The organism is Thalassospira xiamenensis M-5 = DSM 17429 (assembly GCF_000300235.2).
GTDB lineage: Bacteria > Pseudomonadota > Alphaproteobacteria > Rhodospirillales > Thalassospiraceae > Thalassospira > Thalassospira xiamenensis.
Map to the genome: position 1 here is coordinate 1,247,556 of NZ_CP004388.1, position 14,552 is coordinate 1,262,107.

15 protein-coding genes are annotated in these 14,552 nt (G+C 56.6%); 9 read left to right on the plus strand and 6 right to left on the minus strand.

Annotation, left to right across the window (positions count from 1 at the left end; translation table 11 throughout):
- The first annotated feature begins 2 nt into the window (after window positions 1-2).
- From pgl to TH3_RS05795, 4 genes are read left to right on the plus strand one after another with little or no spacing between them, the layout of a single operon-like run.
- The gene (gene pgl, locus TH3_RS05780) at window positions 3-797 is read left to right on the plus strand and encodes a 6-phosphogluconolactonase (RefSeq protein WP_007090842.1); all 795 of its coding nucleotides are present in this window, start codon (window positions 3-5) and stop codon (window positions 795-797) included.
- Window positions 798-802: 5 nt separating this feature from the next.
- On the plus strand, window positions 803-2,641 hold the full coding sequence (gene edd, locus TH3_RS05785; protein ID WP_007090843.1) for a phosphogluconate dehydratase: 1,839 nt from the start codon (window positions 803-805) through the stop codon (window positions 2,639-2,641).
- Window positions 2,641-3,579 carry a glucokinase gene (gene glk / locus TH3_RS05790; protein ID WP_007090844.1) on the plus strand — a complete coding sequence of 313 codons (939 nt, stop codon included), beginning with the start codon at window positions 2,641-2,643 and terminating at the stop codon, window positions 3,577-3,579. The genes edd and glk overlap by 1 nt, the downstream gene beginning before the upstream one ends.
- A gap of 22 nt (window positions 3,580-3,601) precedes the next feature.
- Window positions 3,602-4,243 carry a bifunctional 4-hydroxy-2-oxoglutarate aldolase/2-dehydro-3-deoxy-phosphogluconate aldolase gene (locus TH3_RS05795; RefSeq protein ID WP_007090845.1) on the plus strand — a complete coding sequence of 214 codons (642 nt, stop codon included), beginning with the start codon at window positions 3,602-3,604 and terminating at the stop codon, window positions 4,241-4,243.
- A gap of 1,391 nt (window positions 4,244-5,634) precedes the next feature.
- Here the strand turns inward: TH3_RS05795 and TH3_RS05800 are convergent.
- Window positions 5,635-5,868 (minus strand): hypothetical protein, encoded by a 234-nt coding sequence (locus tag TH3_RS05800; RefSeq protein ID WP_007092259.1) that lies wholly within the window; start codon window positions 5,866-5,868, stop codon window positions 5,635-5,637.
- Between the two features lie 151 nt (window positions 5,869-6,019).
- On the opposite strand from TH3_RS05800, the gene TH3_RS05805 reads away from it, so the two are divergent.
- Window positions 6,020-6,889, plus strand: coding sequence for a LysR family transcriptional regulator (locus tag TH3_RS05805; RefSeq protein ID WP_007092258.1), 870 nt, complete (start codon window positions 6,020-6,022; stop codon window positions 6,887-6,889).
- A gap of 396 nt (window positions 6,890-7,285) precedes the next feature.
- Here TH3_RS05805 and TH3_RS05810 read toward each other — a convergent pair whose 3' ends face one another.
- Window positions 7,286-7,534 (minus strand): hypothetical protein, encoded by a 249-nt coding sequence (locus TH3_RS05810; RefSeq protein WP_139328195.1) that lies wholly within the window; start codon window positions 7,532-7,534, stop codon window positions 7,286-7,288.
- 124 nt (window positions 7,535-7,658) lie between these two features.
- On the opposite strand from TH3_RS05810, the gene TH3_RS05815 reads away from it, so the two are divergent.
- From TH3_RS05815 to TH3_RS05830, 4 genes are all read left to right on the plus strand, one after another.
- Complete coding sequence (locus TH3_RS05815; RefSeq protein ID WP_007092256.1) at window positions 7,659-8,534, plus strand: LysR family transcriptional regulator; 876 nt, start codon at window positions 7,659-7,661, stop codon at window positions 8,532-8,534.
- A 113-nt stretch (window positions 8,535-8,647) separates the two neighbouring features.
- Window positions 8,648-9,202 carry a sigma-70 family RNA polymerase sigma factor gene (locus tag TH3_RS05820; protein WP_007092255.1) on the plus strand — a complete coding sequence of 185 codons (555 nt, stop codon included), beginning with the start codon at window positions 8,648-8,650 and terminating at the stop codon, window positions 9,200-9,202.
- A complete protein-coding gene (locus TH3_RS05825) occupies window positions 9,199-9,930 on the plus strand; it encodes an anti-sigma factor (RefSeq protein WP_007092254.1) in 732 nt (243 codons plus the stop codon). Before TH3_RS05820 ends, TH3_RS05825 begins: the two co-directional genes overlap by 4 nt.
- Window positions 9,931-10,062: 132 nt before the next feature.
- Complete coding sequence (locus TH3_RS05830; protein WP_007092253.1) at window positions 10,063-10,497, plus strand: DUF7282 domain-containing protein; 435 nt, start codon at window positions 10,063-10,065, stop codon at window positions 10,495-10,497.
- Window positions 10,498-10,553: 56 nt separating this feature from the next.
- Here the strand turns inward: TH3_RS05830 and TH3_RS05835 are convergent, their stop codons facing one another.
- From TH3_RS05835 to TH3_RS05850, 4 genes are all read right to left on the minus strand, one after another.
- Window positions 10,554-11,567: a nickel/cobalt transporter gene (locus TH3_RS05835; RefSeq protein ID WP_007092252.1), complete on the minus strand. Its 1,014-nt coding sequence runs from the start codon at window positions 11,565-11,567 to the stop codon at window positions 10,554-10,556.
- Window positions 11,530-12,168, minus strand: a complete 639-nt coding sequence (locus TH3_RS05840) for a DUF1007 family protein (RefSeq protein WP_007092251.1) — start codon at window positions 12,166-12,168, stop codon at window positions 11,530-11,532. The genes TH3_RS05835 and TH3_RS05840 overlap by 38 nt, the downstream gene beginning before the upstream one ends.
- Window positions 12,169-12,184: 16 nt before the next feature.
- Window positions 12,185-13,264, minus strand: coding sequence for a zinc ABC transporter substrate-binding protein (locus tag TH3_RS05845; RefSeq protein ID WP_007092250.1), 1,080 nt, complete (start codon window positions 13,262-13,264; stop codon window positions 12,185-12,187).
- Window positions 13,265-13,603: 339 nt separating this feature from the next.
- The gene (locus TH3_RS05850; RefSeq protein ID WP_139328194.1) at window positions 13,604-14,485 is read right to left on the minus strand and encodes a hypothetical protein; all 882 of its coding nucleotides are present in this window, start codon (window positions 14,483-14,485) and stop codon (window positions 13,604-13,606) included.
- Window positions 14,486-14,552: the final 67 nt, after the last annotated feature.

Consider the following 14,552-nt stretch of genomic DNA (forward strand, 5'->3'; position numbering starts at 1 on the left):
ACATGCGGGTCGCCTTGCCTTTTGGTGGGGCGACCTTGCGTGACGATGAACCGGTTCCCAATTTTCTGGACGAAGACATGACAAACGAACGCATTTTCCAAAGCGGCGATGACATGCTTGCGGCCATGGTCAAGGAAACCGTGGAACGCCTTGAATTCGCCATTGCCACCCGCGGCCATGCCAGCATGGCGGTGGCCGGTGGACGTTTTCCCAAACCGCTTTTTGAAAAAATCTCGACCGTCAAACTGGATTGGTCGAAAGTTACCGTGACCCTTGGCGATGATCGCTGGGTGGGGCTGGATGACGATCAGTCGAACGAAAAGCTGGTTCGCGATCATTTCCTGATCAACGAGGCCCAGCATGCGCGTTTTGTGTCGCTGAAAACCGGCGATGCCAATCCCGAAGACGCAATTTCAACGGTTTCAAGCCGCCTTCGCACCGATCTGAACTGGCCGCTTGATATCGTGTATCTGGGCATGGGGGATGATGGCCACACGGCATCCCTGTTCCCGTCATCCGCGCCCGATGCCCTGCAAAAGGGACTTTATCCCGCCCATGGCGAACTGGTTGCCGCCGCGCGCCCGACCGTATCCCCGGTCCCGCGCATCAGCATGACTTTGCCCGCCATCCTTAATGCCCGGTATATTGGCATCCATATTACCGGACAATCCAAATGGTCGACCTTTGAAACCGCGAAAAACGGCACCGAGATCGAAGAAATGCCGGTTCGCGCAATCTTGCAGCAGACTGACATCCCCGTCGATCTGTGGTGGAGCGCCGAGAACCCGAAAGGCTGAACCCCATGAAACGTGAATTAGAACAGATTACCAAACGCATCATCGAACGTTCCAAGCCGACCCGCGAGGCATATCTGGAACGCATCGAAGCAGCCGCGTCCGACCGCCCGCATCGCTCATCCCTGTCGTGCGGCAACCTTGCCCATGCGTCTGCGGGCTGCAGTGCGGCGGACAAGGAACGCATCAATGGTGACGAAGGTGCCAATCTGGGCATCGTGACATCCTATAACGATATGCTGTCCGCCCATCAGCCGCTGGGCGTCTATCCCGACCGCATCAAAAAGGCCGTGTTCGAAGCCGGGGCAACCGCACAGGTTGCCGGTGGCGTGCCCGCCATGTGCGATGGCGTGACGCAAGGCCGCCCGGGGATGGAGCTGTCGCTGTTTTCGCGCGACGTGATCGCGATGTCGACGGCGGTATCGCTGTCGCATGATGTGTTCGATGCCGCCCTTTATCTTGGTGTTTGCGATAAAATCGTACCGGGTCTTGTCATGGGCGCACTGGCCTATGGTCATATCCCGGCGGTGTTTGTGCCAGCCGGTCCGATGCCGTCCGGTTTGCCCAACAATGAAAAGGCCCGCATCCGTCAGCTTTATGCACAGGGCAAGGTCGGTCGCAAGGAGCTTCTTGAAGCCGAAACCGCGTCCTATCACAGCCCGGGGACCTGTACCTTCTATGGTACGGCGAACTCCAACCAGATGCTGATGGAAATCATGGGGCTGCATTTGCCCGGTGCGGCGTTTGTTAATCCAAACACCGATCTGCGTGATGCCCTGACCGAAGAAGCCGCCCGTCGTGCGCTTCAGATCACCAAGCTTGGCAATGATTATCGTCCGGTTGGCAAAATTCTGGATGAAAAGGCATTCGTGAACGGCATTATCGGTTTGCTTGCGACCGGTGGGTCGACCAACCACACCCTGCATCTGCCGGCGATGGCCCGTGCGGCGGGTATCGAACTTCGTTGGGAAGATTTCGATGAATTGTCGAAACTTGTGCCGTTGCTGTGCCGCGTTTATCCGAACGGGCAGGCCGATGTGAATCACTTCCATGCCGCGGGCGGCATGGGCTTTGTGATCAGCGACCTTCTGAAAAACGGTCTTCTGCATCCCGACCTTCAGACCATCCATACCGGTGGCATGGCGGCCTATGGCACCGAGCCGTATCTGGATAATGGCAAATTGTCGTGGCGTGATGCCCCGGCCACCAGCCATGACGAGGAAATCCTGCGTCCGGCCGAAAAGGCGTTTAGCACCGATGGCGGTCTTCGGATGCTGTCGGGGAACCTTGGCCGTTCGGTGATCAAGGTCTCGGCGGTGAAGCCGGAAAACCGTGTGATCGAAGCCCCGGCTGCGGTCTTTACCTCGCAGGAAGAAATGATGCAGGCGTTCAAGGATGGCAAACTGCATCGTGACGTTGTCTGTGTCGTGCGTTTCCAGGGGGCCAAGGCGAATGGCATGCCGGAACTGCACAAACTGACCCCGCCGCTTGGCGTGTTGCAGGACCTTGGTTACAAGGTCGCCCTTGTCACCGATGGTCGCATGTCGGGCGCATCGGGCAAGGTCCCGGCGGCAATCCACGTCACCCCCGAAGCCATGATGAACGGTCCGATTGCCAAGGTAAAAGACGGCGATATCGTGCGTCTGGATGCCGAAACCGGCGAGCTGATCCTGAACGTGACCGAGGCCGAACTGGCCAAGCGCGACTTTGCGACCTTTGATAACAAGGCCGAACATCAGACCGGTTTCGGTCGTGAATTGTTCGGTGTGTTCCGTGAACATGTCGGACTGGCCGAAATGGGGGCCAGTGCGGTGCTTCCGGGGGCTGTCGAGGTCGAGGTAGCATAATGCGGCTGGTTGGTGATATCGGCGGTACCAACGCCCGCTTTGCCTGGATTGACGAAAATGGAAATCCGCAATCACCGATGACATTGCCGGTCCGCGATTATGCGACCATCGGCGATGCCATGCGCGATTTCATGGTGAAAACCGATTGCGCGGATCTGAATGAATTTGCGGTTGCCGTGGCCTGCCCGGCATCCGCAGATATCATCAAATTCACCAATAACCCGTGGGTATTTTCCAAGGACGCGCTCAAGGCCGAATTTGGTCTGGATCGTCTGGTGGTGGTCAATGACTTTACCGGCCTTGCGATGTCCGTGCCCTATCTTGGCGACGAAGACCTGATCACGCTGTTTGATGGTCCGGGGCGCCCGGGATTGCCATTGGCGGTGATTGGAGCGGGCACCGGGCTTGGCGTTTCGGGGCTTCTGCGCCATGACGATCACTGGATTCCGATCCAGGGCGAAGGCGGCCATGTGTCACTGCCCGCCGTCGATGATCTTGATTATGAAATCGTCAAATTCCTGACGGCTGAACTGGGCCGTGTGTCGGCCGAACGTATCCTGTCGGGCATGGGGCTTGAAAACCTTTATCGTGCGCTTGCCGCCATTGACGGGATCGACGTCACACCGCTTAGTGCGGCGGAAATCGTTGAAAATGCCATGCAGAAAAACGATCCGCTTTGCCTTAAGGTGCTGGATCGGTTCTGTCTGTTCATGGGCGGGGTGGCCGGTGATCTGGTCCTGACGCTTGGCGCGTTTGATGGTGTGTTTATCGGCGGCGGCATTGGTCCGCGGATTGCCGGTTTTATGAAACAAAGCGGCCTTAAGGATCGTATGATCGCCAAGGGCCGTTTCCATGATTTGATGAATGATGTGCCGGTGCGCCTGATGACGGCGAAATACCCGGCCCTGATCGGTTGTGCCAAAATTTTGACGGCCTGACCGATAAACTGGAGGATACCCAATGAGCCTTTCGTCACGCGAAATTCTGTCCAAGGCCCCGGTCGTACCGGTTCTGGTGATCGAAGACGCCAATGATGCCGTTCCGCTTGCAAAGGCGCTGGTGGCCGGTGGTTTGCCGGTGCTTGAAATCACACTGCGCAGTGCCGCGGCCGAAGAAAGCATCAAACGCATCATCGCCGAAGTGCCAGATGCGATTACCGGTGCGGGCACCGTGATCAATGCCAAGCAAATGGAACGCATGGCAAAAATCGGCTGTGCCTTTGCCGTGTCGCCTGGCCATACCAAAAGCCTTCTGAAGGCGGCCAAGGATACCGGCGTGCCGTTGCTTCCGGGGGCCGGAACCCCGTCCGAGATCATGTATCTGCTTGAACATGGTTACGACATGCTGAAATTCTTCCCCGCCGAACAGCAGGGCGGTGTTTCAATGCTCAAAGCCCTTTCCGGGCCGCTGCCGCAGGTCAAATTCTGTCCGACCGGCGGTGTGTCATTGGCAAACCTTGGTGATTATCTGGCCCTGCCAAACATCATCACCGTGGGTGGTTCATGGGTTGCTCCCAAGGACGCGGTCAAGGCCGGTGACTGGGCCACCATCACCCGCCTGGCACAGGAAGCCACTGACAAGGTTGCCGAATTGCGCGGCTGATTGGCCGGGATAAACGACCACAAAAGGAGCCCGGTTCGGGCTCCTTTTGCGATGAAGGCTTTGGCGGGGGAATAGGATGATCATGCCCAAGGCATTGATAAATATGGTCTTCTCGCTGTACTGAGCTTTGACTGGGAACTTTTTCCGTTTTTTTGAAAAAAAAGTTCTTGATTTGTTCTTTTCCTTGTGGCATAAAGATAAAGTCAACAGGACAAATGGGTCCGGAGACAAAACCCGCAAAGCGTGATTCGCTTTTGCGGGTTTTTTGCGTTTCGGGCGGCAAAAACAGGAATGAGACGATGACAGGGCAGCGATCTGACGGGATGACATGGCGGGGGTGGCATCGCCAAAGGAGCATCTCTGGCGCATGGAAAAGTCATTATGGCGGTGGTGCGTCCGGGCCGTGAGGCCGTCAGATATTTGTGAAAAACGGGTGTTTATCATGACGGGAGAGATGTGTCCTTGGGGCAAGGGCGTTGGTTCGGGGCAGCGATAGCTGGGGCGAGGCGAAGTTCGTCCGGTCCGTTTAGTCCAGTCCGGTCGGTGAAGTGTGACAATGCCGAGAATCAGCGGGCCCGAATTGCGCCCGGATTGGATCGGCACGGGATCGACTGGCCGGGTTGCCGGGGTGGCTGGCGGGGAGCGGCTGGCAGGATCGGTTGCCAGCGGGCTGGTGGTGCGTTCGGAGGTGCCGAAAGGTTGGTCATCGATGGCGGGATTTGTGTGCCTGCCATTCGGCAAAGCTGTGGCCCTTGGGGTGAGGTGCGTTTTGGGGCAACCGAGGGCGGCGGGTTTGGCTTGTTGGGATTGGATCGGTTGCCTGCGGGCTGGTGGACCATTCGAACATGCCGAAAGGTCGGTCATCTCTGGCGGGATTTGTGCATGCCATGCGGCAACGTGGTTGCCGTTTGGGGTGAGGTGCGTTTCGGGTCAACTGAGGGCGGCGGGTGTTTGTTCGGGGCAGCGGGGGCCGTCTGGGGCGTAGTCCGTCCGGTCGGTGGCGTTTGGCAATGCCGGGGGCAGCGGGGTTGGTTGGCTGGATTGGCCTAGCGATTGATCAAAGCCGTCATTCCGGGCGAAGCGGAGCGCAGACCCGGAATCCATGCCCCGCTGAAAGAGACTGGATTCCCGCCGTCGCGGGAATGACGATCAGGTTGGGAGGGCTTTTTCAGCGGTCCGGGGTTGCCTGGTTTGTTGATGGGCTGGCCTAGCGATTGATCAAAGCCGTCATTCCGGGCGAAGCGGAGCGCAGACCCGGAATCCATACCCCGTTGAAAGAGACTGGATTCCCGCGTTCGCGGGAATGACGATCTGGTTGGGAGGGCTGTGTCAGCGGTTCGGGAGCCCGGTGTGGGCTCCCTTTTGTTTGCTGGTGGTGCGAGGGACGGTCGTCAGACAATGCGCGTGACGCGCCACTGGTTGCCGTCAAATGTGCGTTGCAGGCCGACATCGCGAAGCTGATCGTCACTTAGATGCGCCATCACCTCGCGTTCGTTTTTGCGTTTGCGGGCGTCGAGCGAATAGCTTGCGATCTTGTTGATCAGGCGGCCAAACGGGACGCGGTTGGCGATCGGGTCGGTGCGGATGTCGAAGTCCTGTGCTTTGGTCGGGGTCTGATAGGCCATGATGTCCTCCTGATTTTCCAAAAGGTCGTGTTCTGTTGATGACCTGATCCTCTCATATGCAAAATAAAACGGGAATTTGGTTGTTTTGCAGATTTAATGTGCAAAAATAACCGGAACTGCCAAGGCCCGATCATATGGACTGGTCAAGTACATGAACTGGAACGATTTGCGTTATTTCCTGATCCTTGCCGAAGAAGGCAGTCTTTCGGGGGCTGCGCGACGGTTGCGCAAGGAGCACACCACCGTGGCGCGGCGGATCGAGGCGCTTGAAGAGGCGGTGGGGACCAAGCTGTTTGATCGTCTGCCGCGCGGCTGGCAACTGACGGCTGCGGGGCAGAACCTTGTGCCGGTGGCCGAACGGGTCGAGGCAGAGGCGCTTGGCTTTGAACGGCAGGCCAGGGGCGATGAAGCCGCCCACGGTGTGGTGCGGATATCCGTGCCCCCGGTCGCGGGGCGGGTTTTGTTTGCGCCCCGTCTGGCGCAATTGCTGACCGCGCATAAGGGGCTGGAATTTGAAATTATCGGTGCGTCCAACGTGGTCAATCTGGCCCGTCGGGAAGCCGATCTTGCGGTGCGCATGATTACCCCGCGCGAACCGGGCCTGATTACGCGCAAGCTGGTCGAACTGGGGGTCGGTCTTTATGCCGCACGCGGATATCGCGACCGCGTCCCCGAACAGGATTGGGAATTCTGCGGGTACGAGGACACGTCCTATGGGGCGGCCAAAAAGGAATGGGTGCGTAGTATCATGGGGCGGGAATTGCCCTGCCGGTTTCGGGCCGATGATACGGAATCGGTGCGGCAATTCATCGCGGCCGGGCACGGGGTCGGGGTGTTGCCGCGCTACCTTGCCGATGGCGACGACCGGCTTGAACTGATCCGGGCCGATACGGCGGGCGAAAGCCGCGAAACCGCATGGCTGGTTGTGCATCCCGATATGCGCCGGTCCCCCGGTGTGCGGCTTGTCATGGATGCCCTGATCAAGGCCGCCGACAGCATTTCGGCAGAATTTCAGGTGTGAAAAACAAAAAGAGACCCCGTGTGGGATCTCTTTTGCTGCGTAGAGCACGTCGCATTTAATCTGTATCATTTTGTTTGTTTTTGGCGAACCGTTTGGCAAGGCACAGCGTGCAGAGCGATGCGGCGCATCGGTCAAACGGTGTAACGCCGCGAAACGTCGCCAAAAACAAACCCTTCGGGCCGTGACAGTCTTCCGCCCCACTGCGTCAGGATCCTTGACCGTAGCCCCGCTACGCTCTGCGGATCTTTCCTTGTGCGACAGAAGACTGTCTTCGGCAAAATGGTGCAGATTAAATGCGACGTGCTCTAAGGGAGGCATATCAAAGCGTGTCGATTACCGGGTAAAACAGGGATCACAATCCCCTGATATTGTACGGCCGCTTTGAATTCGATGTAATCACCACATTTTTTCGCGCAGGCTGCCATCCTGGGTGCGCTCCAGACCCATATCGCGCAGTTGGTATTCATTAAGTCGCATCAGAGCCGCATCGGTTTGATGGCTTTTATAGGCTCTGATCACGAAATCGGCGGCGGCGCGAAGTAGGCGGCCAAGCGTCAAGGTCTTGAAATTCGCCGATTTCTTTGCACGATTGCCCATGGTTTCGCATGCCGTGCGTGCTTCCAGGCTGACTTGTCCGCTCATCATCTGGCCTCCTGTGCCACGAATGTTTGATGTCGATGCACAGACTTTCTCATGCGCATAAAAATCACGTAATCCGATTAATTTGCGCTATAGTTGTGCAAATTTGCGCAAGTTGGGGCGAGGCATCATGAACTGGAATGATCTGCGATATTTTGTTGTTCTCGCTGCTGAGGGAACGCTTTCCGGTGCGGCAAGACGCCTTAAAAAGGATCACACCACCGTAGCACGCCGGATCGAAGCCCTTGAGCAGGATCTGAATTCCAAACTGTTTGATCGACTGGCAACCGGATGGACTCTGACCGAGGCGGGGGAAAATCTTGTGCCCGTGGCGACCAAGATCGAAGAAGACGTTCTGGCGTTTGAACGGCAGGCACATGGCGACGAGACCGCCTATGGCGTGGTGCGTATCTCGGTGCCGCCGGCTGCGGGGCGGCTGCTTTTTGCGCCGCGTCTGGCCGAGGTGCTCAAAGATCAGAAACATCTGCAATATGAAATTCTTGCATCAAGCATTGTCGCCAATCTTGCCCGGCGCGAAGCAGACGTTGCCGTGCGCATGGTGCAGCCCGACCAGAACGGTTTGGTGGTGCGCAAATTGACCCATCTGCGGATGGGTATCTATGCCTGCCGGGGATATTGCGAACAAACCCCGCCTGATGAATGGGAATTTTGCAGCGAAGAACGCAATTCCCGTGGTGAATGGCAACAGGCATGGGTGTGGAAAAAACTGGGGCGGCAATTGCCTGTCCGCGTCCGTGCTGACGATACCGAAACAGTGCGATCCTTTATCGTCGCCGGATATGGATTGGGTATTCTGCCGCGCTATATCGGGGACGAGGACAAGCGCCTTGAACTTGTCCTGCGCGATGATGACTGCGAGATCAGCAGACCGGTCTGGATGGTGGTCCATCCCGATATCCGTCGATCACCGGCGGTGCGCATCGTGATGGATGCGCTGGTGCGCGCAACGGAGAACATCAATCCGGAATTTAAACACGGGTTTTAGTGATCAGTATGCCAGAACCTTTCGTAAAAAATTATGGCTCGGGATCAATCATCCCGAAAAAATGATACATCGGTTCGCCGCAGGGTGGCGGCGGACGTCAATTGGCGGATGGCATGGGGACATCAACCCGGGATCTGGAGCAGCTTCTGGCGCGTGCGGCCGATGGCGACATGGACGCCTTCGGGCAGCTTTATCATGCGACATCGGCGAAACTTTTCGGCATTGTCCTGCGTATCTTGAAGAACCGGGCCCAAAGCGAGGATATCCTGCAGGAAATCTATGTGAAGGTCTGGGAACGTGCCGGGGATTTTGAACCGGGGCGTGCATCAATCATCACCTGGATGGCAACGATTGCGCGGAATCGGGCGATTGATGCGCTGCGTCGTGACAAGCGTCATGAGGTGGTGGTGGATGATTTCGATATCGATCAACTGGCCGATCATGATGATCTGTCGGTTGCCGATGATGCCGAACGCAATGATGACCTGCGCCAGCTTGAATTCTGCCTTGGCGGGCTGGATGATGAGCGCCGCACAATGGTCAGGTTGGCCTATCTCGACGGATTTTCGCGCGCCGAACTGGCAGAACGGTTTGCCCAACCGGTCGGCACGATCAAGACATGGCTGCATCGCAGCCTGAAACAGTTGAAGGAATGCCTCGGATCATGACCGACCGGGAAGATATCGACATGCTGGCGGCGGAATATGTGTTGGGAACGCTTGATCCCGACATGCGCCGCCTTGTCGATGAACGGCGGACAAATGAGGCGGAACTGAATGCGGCGATTGCCGATTGGGAAAAACGCCTGTCGCCGTTAAATGCACATTACCGCGCAGAAATGCCATCGCGCGACCTGTTTCCGGCCATTCGTGCCCGTATTGAAGGGGCGCGGATCGAGAGGGAGCGTGTGCAGGCGGATAATATTGTTGAGATCGATCTGCTGAAACGCAAGCTTGCCCGGTGGCGGATCGGGACATTTGCCACCGGCGCACTGGCGGCAAGCCTGATGGTGGCGGTGCTGGTATCGGATTTTGCCGCCCCGGTTTCTGATCGGCAATTTGTCGCCGTGTTTCACCGTGACGATACCGAGCCCGCCTTTGTCATGAGCATTGATCTGGATACCCGTGCGGTGATCATCCGCCCGGTTTCGGCAACATTGCCCGAAGGCAAGACCTATCAGTTGTGGATTGCATCCGATGAGTTGGGCCCGGCACCCAAATCGCTGGGGCTGCTTGAAAACGCATCCGCGCCAACAACCCGGTCGCTGGGTGAATTTGATCCGGCCCTGCTGCGCAATGCGACCTTTGGCATCAGTCTGGAGCCCGAGGGCGGTTCGCCCACCGGGCGTCCGACCGGTCCTGCCATTCATGGCCGTCTGATCCCGGTCGAACACTGATTTCAAAAAAAAGTTTCCCGATCTGAAACCCGGCCTGTCTGGTCTGCGTAGCTTCGATGTGCGCAACACAGCGCGACACGAGCGGACGGCAGCAAACAGCCCGTCCCGGTTTAACAGACAAGGAGACTTCAAATGCTGGTGACCAAGAAAATGGTCGGTATTTTCGGTGGGGCTTTGATGGCCGGTGCCCTGAGCGTCGCCATTCCGGCGGCGGCCAACGCCATGGGGCCGATGGTCGAGGCGATGGATCAGGATGTTTCGGGCGGAACGGTCAGTGCGTCGAAAATCATGGCTGGTGAAAATGGCTGGCTGGTGGTGCATCGCACCGATTCCGAAATGAAGCCCGGCCCGGTTGTCGGTTATGCGCCGCTTAAAAAGGGCGAGAATATGGATGTTACCGCCATTTTGCAGGAACCGGTCAAATCCGGTGAGATGCTGATGCTGATGATCCATTCCGAACAGGGCGGCATGAAAACCGGCTATTTCGAATATACGCTGGGTGCCAAGGAAGACGGCCCGATCAAGCCGGATGGCAAACTGGTGATGAAGGTCGTGACCGCCCAATAATCCGGTTGGCAGTTTAAATCAAACGGCTCGCAAGCGACCTTGCGGGCCGTTATCTTTTACAGCCAGCCAAGCTGCCGGGCGGCCGAAAGCAGTAGCAACAGGCCAAACAGCGTAATCAGGGCGGCCCCTGTCAGGCCAACCCCACGCCGAAGCCAGCCCGAAGTGCTTTCCGACACAGTGAAAAGATGCTGGGTGCCGGTGCGAATGCCGATGGCCGCCAACCCGATCAGGCTGATGGTCAGTGCCACCCCGAGTGCCATGGCAAAGGCCGATGCAACCCCGATCAGGAACAACCCGTTGGCCAGCGTAAACAGCAGCACCAGTATCGATCCGGTACAGGGACGCAGGCCGACCACGACACCGCTTGCGATCATCTGCCAGCGCGATTTGATCGGGGCGTGGTTGTGGTCATGATCGTGATGATGGTGCGCATGATCATGATGATGATGGGTGTGATCATGATGGTGATGATCATGCCCGCCGTGATCGCAACAATCATCACGCCCCTGCAAGATGCGGATACACATCAATCCGCCCAGCCCGGCAATCAGGGCATAGGATATGGCTTCCAGTACCAGTCCGTTTTGCGTAACCGCCGCCGGGCCGAGATTAAGGATCAGGGTCAGCGAGCCGACAAGGACAATCGCCGTCACCGCCTGAACGGCTGCAATCAGGCTGCCCATGGCGACACCCTGTTTCCAGCCGGCATCGCGTGACAGGAAATAGGTGGTGGTGACCATCTTGCCGTGGCCCGGCCCCGCGGCATGAAACACGCCATAGGCGAATGAAAGCGCGATAATGGTCAGCCCCGGCCACCACGCATCGCCGGTTTTGGCACTACGCAATGTTGCGGTCATCTGCCGGTTAAGCTGCGTCTGGATCACCACCACCTGACCGACAATATCCGATAGCCATCCCGGCAGGCTGATCAGGCTTTCGCCATCATTTTGTGTCGTCTGATCGGGGGCATTCGGGGCCTGTTCGCTGCTTGTGCCGCGGCCCAGAAGGTTGCTGGCCTGGGCAAAGGCCGGATTACTCGGCAGAAACGAAATCGCCAGCAGAAAGGCCATGATCAGAGCCGGCATCCGCAACCTGTTTTTCGCAGGCAAGGTCGGCGCGGATCGGCGAAACCAGATCAAAATAGATGCGGTTCTTTTCATCTTCGCTCATTTCATAGTGGCATTTGAGATGGCGGTTGCCGCGAAACAGGATCGGATCGACCTGGGTGAAGGCAACATCAATATAGAATTCCGCATCATAGACCGACAGGGCAATCGCATCTTTTATCGGATCAAGCGGTTCTTTAAGCGTCAGGGTGAAATCGTAACTTACCCGGCGATCATCGGTGATATCGGCCTTGAAGTCCGTTGCGTCGGCAAATGTCACCAGTTCCTCGTTCCGGCGCAGGTGGGTGAGCCAGGAAACTTCGGAAAGCAATGCAAAGGCATTGTCGTGAACATCGGTGTTTTCTGCGTCAAAGAATCGCAAATCGTGATTTTTGTCGAACTGGTCGATCAGGGTCAGGCTGAACAGATCATCAAATACCCAATGCAGCCGGATCGCGGTGATTTTGTCATCTTCAAAAACCATCTGTGCATCGGCATCGATCCAGACATGCGGATGGGCCGATGCGGGCATGCCCGATCCGGCCCAAAGGACGGATGCGAGCATACCGGCGGCAAGATTTTTAGGACTGCGACAGGCAGTCAACCAGTGCGCCCACATTCTGGCGCAGGATGTTCTGATAGGCATCCGGTCCTGCCGGAATATCCGCGCCCAGCGGGTCAAGCGTTCCGATATGCGCGCCCGTATCGGCAACCACGGCCTCGACGATGGCCGGGCGGAATTGCGGTTCGGCAAAGACGCAGACAGCATTGCTGTTGCGGATTTTGTCTTCGATCTCATGCAGGCGCTTTGCTCCGGGCTTCTGTTCCGGTGAAACCGTAATCGAACCAACCGCGTTCAGGCCAAATCCCGCTTCGAGATACTGATAGGCATCATGGAAAACGACGAACGGCTTTTCGCGAACCGGTGCGAGTTCGGTTTCCAGATCATTCCCAAGTGCATCAAGGCTGGCAAGGAACTTTTTCAGATTGTCCTGATAGGTGCCTGCATGGGCCGGGTCGATTTCACCAAGTTCGGTGGCAATTGCTGTTGCGATGGCAGCCCCGTTGGCCGGATCAAGCCAGATGTGGGGGTCGGCACCTTCTTCGTCATGATGGTGACCTTCTTCACCCTCATGGGCGTGATCATGATCATGATCGTGATCGTGTTCTTCGGCATGGGCGTGTTCATCATGACCGTGTTCGTCATGACCGTCATGACCATGTTCATCATGATGTTCGTCTTCATGGTCTGCGTGATCGTGACCTTCGTGATCATGGTCATGCGATTCCCATGCGCCACCTTCGCGCATTGCCCGGACGGCCAGACCATCAATATCAGCCAGTTCAAGCTGATGGGCACTGCCCGACAGGGTTGCCAGCGGCTTTTTCAGGAAGCCCTCAAGACCGTGGGAGACATAAATCACCAGATCGGCTTCCTGAAGCGAGCGGGCTTCGCTGGGGCGTAGCGAATAGGCATGCGGCGAGGACGCCCCATCAATCAGCAGTGCCGGTTTGCCAACGCCTGCCATGATCGCACTGGCAATACCGTGGATCGGTTTGATCGAAACAACGACCGACGGATTTTCTGCCGCCTGTGCCGTAAATGGCAGGGCAAGCAACGGCAGGGCAAGCAGGGTGCTGCGAAGGCTTGAGAGGGGCATGATATCAATCCGGTTGGTAACAGGGATGGGGTGATCGGTGAGGATATGTTTGTTATGTTATATCATAACGTTTCGTCAAGCGATAATTACATTCCTGATCCGGCGGGGGTGTTTTGATCCTAATAGATGCTTTTTATTGATCAAAATAAGTGAGTTTCGTCTTCGTAACGAAAAATCCGCATCCGTAGTTGAAGGCGCATTTTTGCCGATTTCATTGCAGAACAAATGTTGGGGAATGGTAATGATGTGGTTGCCATATGCGACCTGAACCGGCAAGAAAAAATTCGCATCGAAGGCGGTTCCATCTTTTCGGGCCGGTTCAAATATCCTGCCGGGATGTTACATCCGGCACGGAGGACACTTCAGATCCGGGCTGCCGGTCTCGCGATCGGTATGCAAATCAGAAACGTTCAGCCAGAAACGGTCATCGATGTTTCTTGTCGTCTCACTCATGATGGTATTTTCGATGTTGAAAACGTGCCGCCGTTCTGTTTTCAGGGCATCAAGGGCGCGTGCAATCGCCGGGGCATTGTGAAAATGTTCCATGAAGGCACCGGTTCGATACGCTTCAAGAAGGCCGTCTGTAATGGTTTGCCACAGGGCGCTGTTTTTCCTGTTCACATAGATGAAAAAGTCGAACGGATAAACCAGCATGACGGTGTCATTGAGAACCACATCCGGATATTGCGCCTGGATTGCGGGCAATTCCCGATAGGCTTCGTGAACGGCACGGGTTAAAGCATCAAACCGCCTGTTTTCCAGCATTTCCCAAAGGTTGCTGCGCGGGCCGCGTTCAACACAGAAACCGTTATCTTCCATGATGTCGCCATCGGGCCAGTCAGACCCCACCCCGATGCAGAACTGGCGCAATTCGTCCAGGGTTTCGACATTCCTAAGCGCCTCGGCCCGGTCCTTTTTGACCATGAAAACACGGTGCCCCAGAATGCCGCGCGTGATGGGAATATTGACCTGGCGAAATCTGCTTTCACGCTCTGCACTGTAACCGGCAAACATCACATCGATATCACCGGCCAACAGCATTTCGCTGATGCGTGACTGTGTTGCGCCTTTTAATTCCTCGATATCCATAACGTAATCAGTGCCCGACAAGTCCAGCGCCATTTCGATGACGCCGAATTCATAGGCAAAAAATTTCTTCAGACCCTCGGGGAAGGCCATTTTGATGGTTCTGGTATCGGCCTGTGCGGTTTCCTGGAGCAAAAGGCAAACACAAACGACCCAAAATGCAAAACGCAGGATTTTCAAAACATTCGCCCATATAAAGGTC

Excerpts from the sequence above, each read along its gene's own strand:
- pgl (WP_007090842.1), top strand. The coding sequence starts at position 3 with ATGCGGGTCGCCTTGCCTTTTGGTGGGGCGACCTTGCGTGACGATGAA.
- edd (WP_007090843.1), top strand. The coding sequence starts at position 803 with ATGAAACGTGAATTAGAACAGATTACCAAACGCATCATCGAACGTTCC.
- glk (WP_007090844.1), top strand. The coding sequence starts at position 2,641 with ATGCGGCTGGTTGGTGATATCGGCGGTACCAACGCCCGCTTTGCCTGG.
- TH3_RS05795 (WP_007090845.1), top strand. The coding sequence starts at position 3,602 with ATGAGCCTTTCGTCACGCGAAATTCTGTCCAAGGCCCCGGTCGTACCG.
- TH3_RS05800 (WP_007092259.1), bottom strand. The coding sequence starts at position 5,868 with ATGGCCTATCAGACCCCGACCAAAGCACAGGACTTCGACATCCGCACC.
- TH3_RS05805 (WP_007092258.1), top strand. The coding sequence starts at position 6,020 with ATGAACTGGAACGATTTGCGTTATTTCCTGATCCTTGCCGAAGAAGGC.
- TH3_RS05810 (WP_139328195.1), bottom strand. The coding sequence starts at position 7,534 with ATGATGAGCGGACAAGTCAGCCTGGAAGCACGCACGGCATGCGAAACC.
- TH3_RS05815 (WP_007092256.1), top strand. The coding sequence starts at position 7,659 with ATGAACTGGAATGATCTGCGATATTTTGTTGTTCTCGCTGCTGAGGGA.
- TH3_RS05820 (WP_007092255.1), top strand. The coding sequence starts at position 8,648 with ATGGGGACATCAACCCGGGATCTGGAGCAGCTTCTGGCGCGTGCGGCC.
- TH3_RS05825 (WP_007092254.1), top strand. The coding sequence starts at position 9,199 with ATGACCGACCGGGAAGATATCGACATGCTGGCGGCGGAATATGTGTTG.
- TH3_RS05830 (WP_007092253.1), top strand. The coding sequence starts at position 10,063 with ATGCTGGTGACCAAGAAAATGGTCGGTATTTTCGGTGGGGCTTTGATG.
- TH3_RS05835 (WP_007092252.1), bottom strand. The coding sequence starts at position 11,567 with ATGGCCTTTCTGCTGGCGATTTCGTTTCTGCCGAGTAATCCGGCCTTT.
- TH3_RS05840 (WP_007092251.1), bottom strand. The coding sequence starts at position 12,168 with ATGCTCGCATCCGTCCTTTGGGCCGGATCGGGCATGCCCGCATCGGCC.
- TH3_RS05845 (WP_007092250.1), bottom strand. The coding sequence starts at position 13,264 with ATGCCCCTCTCAAGCCTTCGCAGCACCCTGCTTGCCCTGCCGTTGCTT.